The organism is Dyella sp., assembly GCF_035277725.1.
Taxonomy (GTDB): domain Bacteria; phylum Pseudomonadota; class Gammaproteobacteria; order Xanthomonadales; family Rhodanobacteraceae; genus Dyella_B.
The window spans coordinates 1-13,929 of record NZ_DATEJY010000015.1 but is presented as its reverse complement, the minus strand read 5'-3'; the positions used below and the strand labels follow the sequence as shown (position 1 = coordinate 13,929).

The following is a 13,929-nucleotide window of genomic DNA, read 5'->3' as shown; positions in this document are numbered from 1 at the left end:
ACCCAACGCAAGAGGGGGCAGCCCGCAACCGAAGGACCCAAAATCCATGCTCGCCAGGCGCGATCCGCATGGCCTATGGCCGCTGTTCGCTGCGTTCGTCCTTGCCGGTGGCCTCTCGTTCTATGCATTGGCGCTGGCAAGGGCGAACCACAGCCCGGTGGCGCTGTGGCTGGCCAATGGCGCGCTGATCGGCTGGCTGCTGCAGCGGCCGCTGGCGCAGGCCTGGCCGGTGCTGGTCAGCGCGCTGCTGGGTTTCGTGGCGGCCAAGGTGAGCCTCGGCGACTCGCTGCTGGAGACTATGCTGCTCGTTCCGTTCCAGGCGCTGGAAACGGTGATCGTCAGCGAATCGATCCGCCGCCGTTTTCCGCAGATCACGCAGGACACGCGCTTCATCGATCTGGCGCGCGTCGGTGTCATCAGCGCCCTGGTCGGCAGCGGGCTGTGTGCATTGGGCCTGATGTGCATCCTGCACCTGTGGTCGCAGGTGGGCGTGCTGATGGCCCTGAATACGCAGTTCCGCGCGCACTTCGTCGGCATGGTGATCGCCGGCAGTGCGTCGCTGGTGTTTACCCTGCATCTGCGGCGGGTACCGGCGGGCCGCATCTGGCCGCTGGTGCGCGATCTCATCCTGCTCGTCGCCATCACCGCGGGCGTGTGTGTGGAACCGCGCGTACCGCTGGTTTTCCTGGTCTACCTGCCGCTGTTGTGGCTGGTGTACCGCCACCGCTTTGCCGGCATGGTGATCGGCATGGCGATCATCGCCCTGGGCGTCAGTCTCGCCACCACGGTGGGCGTGGGTCCTTTCAATCTGGTCGTTGGCGTCACGCCGGCGTTTCGCATCGTGATGGGGCAGGTGTTCATCGGCATCACCTGTTTCGTCGCCTTGCCAGTGGCGCTGGTGCTTGCCGAGCAGGATCGCCTGCGCAAGCAGATGCAGGAAAGCGAACTGCGCTATCGCATGCTGGCGGACTATAGCGGCGACCTGGTGATGCGCATTCGCCCCAACGGCGATCGCATGTACGTGTCGCCCTCCGTCAAAGATCTGCTTGGCTGGGAAGTGGAAGATTTCCACAAGCCGCGCCCCGACCTGATCCATCCCGACGACCGCGAGCGCATCGCTGCGGAGGTGGTCAAGCTGCGCATGGAAGGCGGCACTACCAATGCCACCTACCGGCTGCAGCACAAAGATGGCCATTACCTGTGGATCGAAGCCTTCGCGCGCCTGGTGCCGAGCCCCGACGGCGATGACACGATGGACATCATCTACACCGGCCGCGACGTCACCGAACGGGTACGCATCGAGCAGGCCCTGCTGGAAAGCCAGGGCCAGCTGCGCACCGTCACCGACAACGTTCCCGCGGTGATCGCGCGCATCGACATGAACGAGCGCTACACCTACGTCAACCGCTACGTGGAACAGGTATCGGGGGAAATCCCGTCCGAGATCATCGGCCGCAGCGTGCGCGAGGTGCGCGGCAGCGGATTGTACGAGCGCCTGAAACCCTATCTCGATCGCGCCTACGATGGCGAATCGGTGATCTTCGAATACGCCGCCGAATACCGCGGCAAGCCGCTGCACTTCCAATGCCATTACGTGCCCGACCGTGATGCACGCGGCAAGGTGCGCGGCGTCTACGCACTCACCACCGAGATCACCCACATCAAGAACGCCGAGCGCGAACTGCTGCGCCTGGCGCATCAGGACATGCTCACGGGCCTGGCCAACCGGCGCTACTTCAGCGAGCGCGTGTCGATCTTCCTGATGCAGGCGCAACAGCGCAACGCCATGGTGCTTCTGGCGCTGGTGGATATCGACAACTTCAAAGCCATCAACGATACCTACGGGCACGCGGTCGGCGACGTGGTATTGGCCGAAGTGGGCCAATGCCTGCAGAAGCTGGTGCGCGAAGGCGAAATGGTGGCTCGCCTGGGCGGCGATGAATTCGTCGTGCTGTGCAACGACATCGGCAGCTTGAAACAGGCCAAGGCATTCGTGCAGTCGCTGTGGGAGCGCCTGCACATCACCATCGATGCCGGCGTCGCCAAAGTCACCGTCAACATGAGTGTCGGTGCGGCGATCTGCAAGAACGAACTATCCGACGATGCCTTGATGAAGCTGGCCGACGATGCGCTGTACAAGGCCAAGGAAGCAGGCAGGGATACCTATCGCTACCTTACGCACGGACTCGGCAATGGCGATGGCGGCGGTGGCAGCAGTGGCAGCAACGGCGCCAACGGCCACCAGGACATCAAGCTGGGCCAGGCGCGCTAGGCGAAGCCCACTGCGTAAGCGGCTCATCCAGCATGCGTGCATGCATCGTGAAGGCGTGCGCGGAAGCTGCAAACGACCTGAACTTCATGCCGTGCTCAGCAATATCGCGATGTTCTTCACTCCAATTGCACCGTCCCGTGCTGTGCCACTAAGCATCATGGCGCCACACAAGCTGTCTGGAGAAGAGCATGGACAAGAATCGCATCGAAGGTACCAAGCACGAAATCAAAGGTGGTATGAAAGAAGCTGCCGGTAAAGTCACCGGTAATCACGCGCGCGAATTGTCCGGCAATGTTGAAAAGAACGCCGGCAAAGTCCAAAAAGAGTTCGGTAAGGCCAACGACCAGGCGCGCAAGCAACAAGATCGGTAATTGATGTGATGCTGGGCTGCAGGTTTCAAGGGAGCGACGCAAGAAGTCGAGGCGGCTTCCCAAAGGATTGAGCCAAAAGAGGGCGCATGTGGCGCCCTCTTTATTGTCCAGCGCAGCAAGCGCGACGGTGCAGCTACACCGTGGAACGATCAAACATTGCCGCATGCCTCACGCTGCCATGGTTACGGTGGTGGTTCACCCACATACCTTCGGCAGGAGATACGCATCATGCGCGCAACACACATGCTTATGGCAGCAACGGCACTGGGCGCCCTCATCGCAAGCGGGCAGGCGCCAGGCCAGGCCACCGGCAACGGTACATCCGCGACGCCGCAAACCAACGGCGCCACCACGCCACCGGGAAGCGTGCAGAGTATGCCCCCGCAGACCACGCAGCCCACCACCACCCAGCAGCAAGGCACGCAGAACGGCACGATGTCCAACGGCACCATGTCGGGCAGCGATACCGGCAACACCACCGGGCACAGCCATCGCTCGCGGTCGCGCAACGGCACGCACACGAATGGTGGTGCGACCAATTCGAATTCGGGTAGCGGTTATCCGGCGACGGGGAGTAGCTCGCATTGACCGGCCCGAGTGATTAGAACAGGGCTGTAATTCGCCGCATTTCCAAGATTCGCCGTAGCACTTGATACTCCGTCGTCCCGGCGAAAGCCGGGACCCAGTGACTTTCGGATCGCCAAAGACACTGGGCCCAGGCGTTCGCCGGGGCGACGAATGGCGTTGCCCCTAAGTCCAATTTCCCACACCAGGCATTGGTGCTCTCCTAGCGCAGCTACAACAGGCAAGCGTTTGCCGTCACCGCCGCCACCCAAGCGGCGGACGAGCACGGCTGCGCGCACTCTTCATGCGTAACCTCGGGAGGACATCGTCATGCTGTCGAGATTCACCAGGTTTTCGTTTCGATTTGCATTGCTTGGCGTTGCGTTGCTGCTTTCACCCTTTGCGTGGGGTGCTTCCGCGCTCGGTTCCTACAATATCGCGCCGAATTCGGTCACCGTTGCCGGCATTTCTTCCGGCGGCTACATGGCCGTGCAATTGCAGGTGGCGTATTCGCGGGCGATTTTCGGTACGGCCGTGATGGCGGGTGGCGCCTACGACTGCGCACAGGACAATGAAGCGTATTGGGGCAGTGCTTGCGCTACGGGTGCCGGCGTACCGGTGTCGTCGCTGGTGAACTACACCAACCAGCAAGCATCGGCGGGGACGATCGACCCGACCAGCAACATCGCCGGCAAGCCGATCTACATGTTCAGCGGCACGCTGGATACCGTGAACTACCAGCAGACGATGGACGATCTGTACAGCTATTACCAAAGCTTCACGTCCACTTCCAACATCACCTACAACGACTACACCGCAGCCGAGCATGCGTGGATCACACCTGATTCGGTGGTGCCATGTTCGTATCTCCAAGCACCTTTCATGAACAACTGCGGCTTCGATGCCGAGCAAATCTTTCTCCATTTGTTCTACGGCCAACTCAAGGCGCGCAATAACGGCACGCTCGGCGGCAGCTTTATCCAGTTCAACCAGAACGCGTTCTGTCCGAACGGCCGTTGCGCAGCGATTTCCATGGATAGCACCGGCTGGGTCTACGTGCCGCAAAATTGCGCGCAAGGGCAATCATGCCGCTTGCTGGTCGCCTTGCACGGTTGTTCGCAGAACCAGGAAACCATCGCCACCACCTTCGTGCAATACGCCGGCATCAACGAGTGGGCGGATACCAACAACATCATCGTGTTGTATCCGCAGACCATCGATGCGTCGGTGCCCTATAACCCGTACGGCTGCTGGGATTGGTGGGGTTATACCAACAGCCATTACGCGCTGAAGTCCGCGCCGCAGATGACGGCGATCATGGCGGAGGTGAATCACTTGGCGGGTGGGGCGTTGCAGCTCTGAGTTCAGGTCAAGCGCAGGCTGGAATGGCATCCCGGCATCGCCATGTATGGTCATGCTGGGAGTTCATCCCAGCCTACGCGAGCATCGCCCGCAACACCGATGCCACCACGCACCACACCACAATCAGCAACGCGGATTGCCGCGCCGCCACCAGCAACGCAAAGCCGATCAACGCAATGGCGAAATCCATCCCATCGCGCACCGCACTCACCCACACCGGGTTGTACAGCGCAGCCGCCAGAATCCCTACGACCGCGGCATTCACGCCGGCCAGCATGCGTGCGGCGTTGTTCCGCGCCGCCAGTGCACGCCAGAACGGCAAGCATCCGGATACCGCCAACAGGCCCGGCAGAAAAATCGCGAGCAGGCTGACGACGGCGCCGAACACACCGCCATGGCCATCGGGCAGACGCTCACCCAAAAACGCCGATAGCGTGAACATCGGCCCGGGTACGGCCTGCGCCGCGCCGTAACCGGTGAGGAACGTATCGTTGTTGATCCAACCCGGATCGACGACCGCCTGCTTGAGCAACGGCAGCACTACGTGTCCACCGCCGAATACCAACGCACCCGTGCGATAGAACGCGCCAGCGATTTCCCATGACGTCGACAGATGCGTGGCGACCGCCAAGGCCAGCACGAGCAGCACGGCATACGCGCCTAACAACATCGTGCCGGTGCGTGGCCCGTACGTGAGCGGAAATGTTTCGCCTTGCCGCGCCGTCACACTCCGGCACAGCCAAGGACCCAGCAAGGCGCCTCCAGCGACTACGCCAAGCTGCATGGCCGAGCTGGTGCCGAGTGCGATCAAGCCCGCGGCTACCGCGGCCATCAGCGCGCGCGGTGCGTCTGGCGTGAGGTTGCGCGCCATGCCGAACACACCTTGCGCCACCACGGCGACGGCAACCAGCTTCAATCCATGCACAACGCCTTGTCCCCACGCGCCGGCAAGATGATGACTCCACATGCCGAACGCAACCATCAACACGGCCGAGGGCAAGGTAAAGCCGAGAAATGCCGCCAGCGCGCCCGGCCATCCCGCGCGCAGCAAGCCGATGGAAAAGCCCAGCTGGCTGCTGGCAGGGCCGGGCAGGAACTGGCACAAGCCCAATAGCTGGGCAAAATGCGCTTCGTCCAGCCAGCGCCGGCGTTCGACGAATTCGCGGCGGAAATAACCCAGATGGGCAATCGGTCCGCCGAACGACATCAGCCCGAGCTTCAGGAATGCGGCACCGACTTCCAGGGCATGGCCTTGCGGCGGCGACGTCCGCCTCATGCGCAATCGAACAGCGCCATGAAACCGAAATCCATATGCAGCTGCGAATGGCAGTGAAACAGCGACAGCCCGCGCTGATCGGCGGTGAAGTCGATCTCCATCGTCTGGTAACCGTTCAACATCACCACGTCCTTGATGATGCCGGCGGTGGGCTGGCCGGCGATGCGTGTGATTTGGAAACTGTGCCGATGCAGATGGATGGGATGAATATCGTCGCTGGTGTTATGCATGCGCAGACGATAACGCTTGCCGTAGCGAAGCGAATACATCGGTTTTCGCGCCGCCATGTCGAACGCAGCGTCGTTGATGGTCCATCGATTGAAACCATGGTCGGCGGCGTTCTGTTTGGCAAACGTCATTTCGATGATTTCATCCGGCTTGGCCTGCCTGGGGTCGGGCAACGCAAAACGCCGGTAATCCCAGCTGGATGACGCAGGCTTGATCCATTGCGGCTTGCCATGATGGCCGGCGTACTCCACCACGATGCCCATGCCGTGGCCGCGATCATCATCAGCGAGATCGCCGAGGATCCACGTGCCGGGATGCTTCATCTCCACCACCGCACTGATGCGCTCCGCCGTGCCAAGCCACAGCACCGGTACTTCGACCGGGTTCGGCACCGGATTGCCATCCAGCGCCATTACCTTGAAGGTGTGGCCGGGCAACGCGAGGCTGCGTATTTCCGTGGCACTGCCGTTGAGCACGTGCATCAGCACGCGCTCGCCCGGCTTGACCCGAATCGGCTCGCCCGATCCCAGCATGCGGCCGTTGATGGCGAAGGCCTGGTAACCCACTTCGTAGCCGTGCGGCTGCCCCTTCGCCAGCGATGCATGCATCGCCGCCTCGCCCCGTTGCCTGAGGGCGGGGTCTGGATCGCGCGGCAGCAGGAAATCCTGCGCCATGTCGCCGCCCTGGCTGAAGAACGGGTCGAACTCTTTCAGCACCAGAAATAGTTCCTGATCGTAAGCACCAGGCGTGTGGCGAGGTTCGATATACACCGGTCCAACCTGGCCGCTGTACTGCCCCAGCGAAAGATCGCTGCCCGCGACGGCATGCGTGTGATAGAAGCGGAAACCCGACGGCCCCGGCACGAACGACAAGCGGCGCATGCCACGCGGCGGAATGAAGGGCGTGCCTTCCTCGGCGGAACCGTCGACGTCCACCGGCACGAACTGGCCATGCCAGTGCAATTGTTCCGGGACGTCGGTGTCGTTGTAGACATCCACCACCACGCGCTGCCCTTCCTTCAAGCGGATCAGCGGACCGGGAAACTGGCCGTTGTACGTGGTGGTGGAAACGATATGGTCCGCCGCCAGCTCGACCAGGCTGCGGGCGATATGCAGCGTGTAATCCGCCTTGCCGAGGGGAGCGTTGGCAGATGCGGCAGCGTCAAGCCATCGCGGCGCGCTGCCGGCCAACGCCGCCAAGCCACCCAGTTTCAAGAATTCGCGTCGGTCGACCATCTGCACTCGCTCCCGCTTCACTGGCGCCTGCGCAACCGAAGATACGTGAAAGCCTGCTCGGCGCCCCATGGCGTGACGTGCACGTCGCGTCCGCTCGCCATGCGTTCGAATTCAGCGCCGAAACAGGCGTGCAGACTGTCCGCGTCATAGCGCGCCACGTCCAGTCCGCTACAACGTGCAGGACCATCGGCGGCAAACGTGGCGATGATAGCGGTGCCGCCCGGTGCGAGGCTGTGACGTAGAGCAGCCAGGTAGGCCGCTCGCGATGCATCCTCGGTCAGGAAATGAAACACCGCGCGATCATGCCACAGCGCATAGCGACGCGACGGCGCAAAACGCGTGACGTCGTCCACCAACCAATGCACACGTTGTGCCTTGTCGGCGCCAAGGCGTGCTTGCGAGTGGGACAGTGCACGCGCAGCAATATCGAGCACGCTGATGTTGGTGTAGCCCGCATCCAGCAGATGATCGACCAGGGTGGAAGCGCCGCCGCCCACGTCGAGCAACGGCGCATGGTGCGGAAGTTGGCTGTCGGCAATGAACGCCAGCGAGGTTTCCGGATGACGCTGATACCAGCTCACCGCATCGTCGGCCTTGCTGCCGTAAACCTGTTCCCAATGTTGTCGCGTGTCGGTCATGGCGATAGGAAATCGCAGGTCGTCGGTTGGGTCAGCGCGCATCTTGAAGCTTGCGATGCTATGTCCGCTTCCCTGCGTGCAGGGGAGGGGGCGATCTTGGCAAGCATCAAGCTTCTCGGCCTAAGTTAGCGCCATGGGGGTTAGAGCGGCGTAACCCAACGATCCCGCTTCGAATATCTGGGTTGCGCTGCGCTAACGCCAGTGATTCGCAGACGATTCAAGGCGTCACACTCGCCTGCAAATTCCCTTCGTGCAGCGTCAGCTCCAAGCGCAACGATTGCGCACTTGCAGCCGAGGCCGCCAGGGCAAGGCCGAGTCCGGTATGTACGCCGGCATCCTTGCCCTTGCGCCAGAAGCGCAGCTTCATGCGCGCAATATCATCGCCGGTAAGCTCGGGCGCGGCGTTGATGACGGACCAATGGACCGGCGTACAGCGCAGCGTGACAGTGCTGCCGGAGGGCGCGTAGGCAAGCGCGTTGCCGAGCAAGTTGCCGAGCAGCACGTCGAGCAAGGTGGCGTCGGCCATCCAGGCAACCGAAGGTTCGATCTCCAGCTTCAGGTCCAGCGTGCGTTCCTGCAGGCGATGCCGGTGGCGCAGCACCAGTGCATCGGTTAGTGCGGTTACGTCGACACGTTGCAAGGCCAGTTGCTCGATGCCTGCTTCGATGCGCGTCAGCAGCAACAACGCCGTGACGATGCGTTCCATCTTGGCGCCGATCTCGCCGATATCCGCCAACAGCACGTGCGGGTCGCGGCCGCTCGGATAGCGCAATTCCACTTCGATGGCGGTGCGCAATTCCGCCAAGGGCGTGCGCAGTTCATGCGCCACGCCGCTGGCGAACTGGCGTTCGCGCAGCAGGCCGTCTTCCATGCGCGACAGCACCGCGTTGAAGCGCGTGATCAAGGGCGCGAGTTCGCGGATGTGGGTGTCTTGCAAACGCATGCTCGGCGTTTCGGGACCGATCTTGTCCATCGCTTCGGCCAGACCAGCCAGCGGGCGCAGGCTTTGCGTGACCAGCAACGGCGTGAGTATGGCCACGACCAGGAAACCCAGCACCACGCAGCCGAATTCGATGCGGTCCATGGAGTGCTGGAAATCCAGCATTTCGGTGCGGTCTGTCGCCAGGCCCAGCAAACATTCCGACGTGTCATTCGCCGTATCGTGATCGGATGGCTCGTCGTGCATCGCGTTCAGATCGGGCGTGAAGCGCAGCGCAATCGCGCGCAGCTGGGTGCCGTGGTGATCGACCACGTCCGCAAATGCCATCGATTGGCCTTGGGCCGGTGCCGGCCACGCCAACGAGGCAACGTCGTCGGAAGACACCACATGCTGGCCGCGGCACTCGATGCGGAAATAGATGGTGCCATCGTCCGCCAGGAACGAAGGAACCCAATAGGAAGGAAAGGGTTGCCTGGACGATCCGGTGCGCGCGGTAAATACATCCGCCAGCGCTTGCGCATGCTCCAGCAGATCAGCATCCGCGCGTTGCGCCACTTCGTTATCCACGCGAAAGTCGATGACCAGCGTGGCCGTGCCGAGCACTACCACGATCGCCGCAATCACCAGCAGCGTGGTACGCAGACGCAATGAGGTGGCGCGTCGTTTAAGGCAACTCTGATCAAGTGCCGCCGTCGTCATGACCATCAGCTTTTGGGAATCAGATAGCCGAAGCCGCGGCGCGTATGCACCAGTTCGCTGATGCCCACCTGTTCCAGCTTGCGCCGCAAGCCGAATACCAGCACTTCCACGCTGCGATCGGAGGCGCTGGATTCGCAGCCGGCGAGGCGTTCGAGAATCTCGCTGCGAGTGAAGGCGCGGCCACGGTGGCGCATCAGCAGTTCGAGCAGGGAAAACTCGCGCGGCGTAAGCACCAGCGGTTGATCTTGCACCGACACCGTGCGCGCGGCGGGATCGAGCGTCAGCGTGTCGATGGTCAGTTGCGGTGTTTGCGCGTCCTGCGAACGGCGCGCCAGCGCATGCAATCGCGCCACGAGTTCGTCGAACGCAAACGGCTTGACCAGGTAATCGTCCGCACCGCGATTGAGTGCATCGACGCGATCGGAAATCTGGTCGCGCGCCGACAGCACCAGCACGCGCGGCCGCGTCGTGCGCGCCTGGATATGGTGCAGTACGCCAAGCCCGTCCATGCCGGGCAGGCCCAAATCCAGCACGACCAGTTCATAGTCGTAGGTATCCAGGTGCTGGCAGGCCGCCATGCCGTTGGCCGCGTTGTCCACGGTGAATCCGGACGCCGTCAGCCCACGGCCCAGTGAGTCGCGCAATCGTGCCGAGTCTTCAACGATCAGAACGTTCAGAACGGTTCCCCTTGCCGCATGCGATGCCGTGTTAGCCACGCCCATTCCAGACAAGCGCCGTATGCATCCGGTTCCTTTCGATAACCTGTCGTGGGCGACAGTGCGTTGTTTTGCTGCGGCTGCGAAGCTGTAACAAATATAGCAGCGCAGAATGCAGGCCCAGTGAAAGCATGCAACCTTAAACGAATGACGAACTACTAACAGACGAGTAAGTCTTGGCTAAGTTTGTTCTTCCACACTTGCCATGTAACCCGTACGTCAGGTGGTTTTTTTGAGCACAGTCGCCAACGATCCCCTACTCAGCGGCATTCCAAAGCAGGGGGTTCATCGCATCCTGGTATGCCGGCCGAATCATCGGCTGGGCAATATGCTGCTGATGACACCGCTGATTGCCGAACTGGAACATCTGTACAAGGGCGCGGAAATCGACGTGGTGGCGGAAGGGCCGCTGGCTGCCGATGTGTTCGCGACGTTCTTCAGCGTCAAGAATGTTTATTGCCTGCCGCGCCGCGGCTTCAAGCATCCGGTTAGTTTTCTGGCCTTGCTCGCGCGCATTCGCAGCACGCGTTATGACTTGATCATCGATCCCTGCATCGGCTCCGGTTTCAGCCGTACGCTCGCGCGCATGTCCAGAGGGCGTTACAAGCTTGGTTTTGGCGAGCCGAAAAAATCGGCCGGTTTTACGCATCTGGTGCCGCAGGCGATGGCGCCGCAGCATATGGCGCAGCGGCCGGTGGCCTTGGCGCGCTGGCATGCGCCAGCGGTGCAGGGCGAAGGCCCGGGTTTTCCCGCGATGGATATCCGCCTTACCGAAGGCGAACGTGCCTGCGGCAAAGCCGTGGTGCGCGAATTGCTGGCGGAACAGGCGCCATCGCGTGGCCATTGCGCCATCGGTATTTTTGCCGACGCGACTGGCAGCAAGTGTTATCCGCAAGCATGGTGGGATAGCTTTCTCGCCACGCTGCAGGAACATGCACCGCATCTGGCCATGGTGGAAATCGTGCCGATGCACGGCCGTTCCATGCTTGGTTCGCGTTGGCCGAGTTATTACTCCAGCAGCATCCGGCGCATGGCCGCGGTGATGGCGGCGATGGATCTGGTGATCAGCGCCGATTGCGGTGTGATGCATCTGGCCACGGCGTCGCAGGCACCTACCATGGGCATGTTCTGCGTGACCGACGCCAAGGTGTACGGGCCGTATGGCACGCGCAGCCATTCGCTGCTCACCCGCGATATCTCGGCGCAGGACGCGGCACGGCAGGTGATCGAGGCGTTCGCCGATCTGTTCTCGGCGCCGGAGTTGCCGCTGAAGGAACCGGCTGTTGTGCCGGCGCGTGGGGAAGTGGTGGCGCTGGCTGGGCGGCTGCAGAAAACGTAGGGGCTGGTCGCGTAGGCTGGGATGAAATCCCAGTGTTCCTGTGGCTCCTGATGCTGGATTTCATCCCAGCCTACGTCGTTTCGCCATCGGCGCTTGGCGTTCGTCGCTTACAATCGCCTCTCCCAGCTTCACCGATCGCATGCCGCCATCACCGATGGCACGCGGCGCTTTATCCGGAATCCCCCATGTCCAACGACCGCACCATGGAACACCACCTGCGGCCCAGCGCCACGCACGCGTCGCGATGGCCGCTTATCGCCCTGATCTGTTTTGGCCTGCTGCTCGGCTTTGCCTTCCAGGGCACGCGCGGCCTGTGGAGTCCGGACGAAGGACGCTACACGGTGGCCGCGCTGCAGATGCTGGATACCGGCAATTACCTGGCGCCGGCCTACAGTCCCGACGAGGTCAACTTTTCCAAGCCGCCGACCACGTACTGGGTGATCGCCGGCTCCATCAAGCTGTTTGGCCGCAATAGCTGGGCAGTGCGCGCGCCGTATGCGCTGGCGTTCGTGCTGACGCTGCTGATCCTGTACGCGATGGGCCGCCGCGTAGTGCCGGAAAAACCCTGGTTGCCCGGCTTGATCTACGGTTGCGCGGCGGCGCCGTTCATGGCGGCCAACATCGTCAGTACCGATGCGTTTCTTACGCTGTGCGAAGCGCTGGCCATGCTGGGTTTCGTGCGCGCCGCGTTCGGTGCAGGCGACGCTGGCCGCAAGCGCGATGTGCTGCTGATGTGGGCGGGCTGGGGGCTGGCTTTTCTTACCAAGGGGCCGCCGGGATTGATGCCGTTGCTGGCGGTGATTCCGTTTATCGTGCGCCGCGATGGCTGGTCCGGCTTGCGGCGGTATTTCCCGTGGAGCGGCATTGTGCTGTTCCTGGTGATCGGGTTGTCCTGGTATGCAGTGGTGATCGTGCGCTATGCGGGACTGCTGCACTACTTCCTGCACCAGGAGGTCTACAACCGCATCTTCACCGCCGCGCACAAGCGCAATGCGGGATGGTTCGGCTGGATCAAGATTTACCTGCCGGTGCTGGGCATCGGCTTATTGCCGTGGTGGCCGGCGGTCGGCCGGCTGATCCGCCGCTGGGTGTCGGCGCAAAGCTGGGGCGCAAAAAGCCGGCCGGGCGTCGAGTTGTTCCTGGTGCTGTGGTTCCTGGTGCCGTTCGTGATCTTCTGCCTGGTGCAGTCCCGCCTGCCGCTGTACATGCTGCCGCTGTTTGTGCCTTTGTCACTGTTGATTGCACTGGAACTGCGAGAGCGCGTCGATCTGCGCCAGACCCGGCAACAGCTGCTGTTGGCGGTATGGATCGTGGTGTTGCTGGGCGTAAAGGCCGGCGCCGCCTACGGCTGGCATTCCAAGGACGACAACCGCCAGATGGCGGGCGAACTGCGCGCAGCGACGCCGACCGAACAGTACAAGGCGATGATTTTCGTCGAGAACACCGCGGCGGGTTACACCATTGAAGAGGCCACGCCGTGGGGCCTGCGCATGTACCTGGGCAAGCCGGTGTACGGCATCGCCTGGCTGGCGCCGGAGGGTGCCGATGCGCTGTGCCATGCCTTGCATAACGAGGGCAGGGCGCTGGTGGTGATCGATCCGGATTTGGGGGCAGGGGCGATCAAGCCCGCGCTGGACCGTTGCCCGGGGCGAGTGAGCGAGCTGGGCACGTGGCGCGGGAATGTGCTGAAGCTGGTTGAGCTGTAAGTGCCTCGACGATCCCGCGCCCCGGCGAAGGCCTGTCTGGTGATCACATCTTTTCCAACTTGCTGATCACGCTCGATCGCTGCAAAAACGCCACAAACCGGTTCCCTCCCCTGCTTGCAGAGCCTGCCCCGGACTTGATCCGGGGGGAGGGTTCGGGTCAATGCTCCGAACTTAAGGATTTTCAACCGCTGGAATGACGGGTTTGGGTTCTGTAGCGACTGGGAGAACCTTAAGTTCGGAGCATTGGGGTTAGGGTGGGGTGCGAGCGCAGCGAGCGGCCGGAGTTACCCGTCGCCGCAGGGGGATGCGCCACATGAGTCACTCCGCGGAATGCATCGCGACATTCGGTGGCACGCTAAAGCCCAGGCAACCCCACCCCAGCCCTCCCCTACTGTCGCGGGGGAGGGAGCGATCATCGCAAGGCGGGGCCCCGGCCTTCGCCGGGCGGCGAGGGTTGGGCCAGACCCGGCATCAACAAACTGTATGTCCCCCTTCCATTACAATTCCGCGATTGGGCCACCGATGCCCGCGGAATCGATCAGAGCATCGTTACATGTGTGGAATTTGCGGAATCTTGAGTCGG

At 62.4% G+C, this 13,929-nt stretch carries 11 protein-coding genes; 6 read left to right on the top strand and 5 right to left on the bottom strand.

Going from position 1 to position 13,929, the window contains the following annotated elements:
• The 4 genes from VJR68_RS00920 to VJR68_RS00905 all read left to right on the top strand — a co-directional run.
• Window positions 1–2,272: diguanylate cyclase domain-containing protein (locus VJR68_RS00920; RefSeq protein ID WP_324145667.1), on the top strand; the 2,272-nt coding region annotated here is incomplete at its 5' end.
• A gap of 188 nt (window positions 2,273–2,460) precedes the next feature.
• Window positions 2,461–2,643, top strand: coding sequence for a CsbD family protein (locus tag VJR68_RS00915; protein WP_324145666.1), 183 nt, complete (start codon window positions 2,461–2,463; stop codon window positions 2,641–2,643).
• A gap of 228 nt (window positions 2,644–2,871) precedes the next feature.
• Window positions 2,872–3,231, top strand: coding sequence for a hypothetical protein (locus VJR68_RS00910; protein ID WP_324145665.1), 360 nt, complete (start codon window positions 2,872–2,874; stop codon window positions 3,229–3,231).
• 306 nt (window positions 3,232–3,537) lie between these two features.
• The gene (locus tag VJR68_RS00905; protein ID WP_324145664.1) at window positions 3,538–4,569 is read left to right on the top strand and encodes a PHB depolymerase family esterase; all 1,032 of its coding nucleotides are present in this window, start codon (window positions 3,538–3,540) and stop codon (window positions 4,567–4,569) included.
• 73 nt (window positions 4,570–4,642) lie between these two features.
• Here VJR68_RS00905 and chrA read toward each other — a convergent pair whose 3' ends face one another.
• From chrA to VJR68_RS00880, 5 genes are all read right to left on the bottom strand, one after another.
• Complete coding sequence (gene chrA, locus VJR68_RS00900; RefSeq protein WP_324145663.1) at window positions 4,643–5,845, bottom strand: chromate efflux transporter; 1,203 nt, start codon at window positions 5,843–5,845, stop codon at window positions 4,643–4,645.
• The gene (locus VJR68_RS00895) at window positions 5,842–7,308 is read right to left on the bottom strand and encodes a multicopper oxidase family protein (protein WP_324145662.1); all 1,467 of its coding nucleotides are present in this window, start codon (window positions 7,306–7,308) and stop codon (window positions 5,842–5,844) included. Before VJR68_RS00895 ends, chrA begins: the two co-directional genes overlap by 4 nt.
• Window positions 7,309–7,325: 17 nt before the next feature.
• Window positions 7,326–7,946 (bottom strand): class I SAM-dependent methyltransferase, encoded by a 621-nt coding sequence (locus VJR68_RS00890; protein WP_324145661.1) that lies wholly within the window; start codon window positions 7,944–7,946, stop codon window positions 7,326–7,328.
• Between the two features lie 217 nt (window positions 7,947–8,163).
• Window positions 8,164–9,585: a histidine kinase dimerization/phospho-acceptor domain-containing protein gene (locus VJR68_RS00885; protein WP_324145660.1), complete on the bottom strand. Its 1,422-nt coding sequence runs from the start codon at window positions 9,583–9,585 to the stop codon at window positions 8,164–8,166.
• Window positions 9,586–9,590: 5 nt separating this feature from the next.
• Window positions 9,591–10,307, bottom strand: coding sequence for a response regulator transcription factor (locus VJR68_RS00880; protein WP_324145659.1), 717 nt, complete (start codon window positions 10,305–10,307; stop codon window positions 9,591–9,593).
• Window positions 10,308–10,533: 226 nt separating this feature from the next.
• Between VJR68_RS00880 and VJR68_RS00875 the strand changes: the two genes are divergently transcribed.
• On the top strand, window positions 10,534–11,640 hold the full coding sequence (locus tag VJR68_RS00875; protein ID WP_324145658.1) for a glycosyltransferase family 9 protein: 1,107 nt from the start codon (window positions 10,534–10,536) through the stop codon (window positions 11,638–11,640).
• Window positions 11,641–11,825: 185 nt separating this feature from the next.
• Window positions 11,826–13,346: a glycosyltransferase family 39 protein gene (locus VJR68_RS00870; RefSeq protein WP_324145657.1), complete on the top strand. Its 1,521-nt coding sequence runs from the start codon at window positions 11,826–11,828 to the stop codon at window positions 13,344–13,346.
• Window positions 13,347–13,929 lie beyond the last annotated feature (583 nt).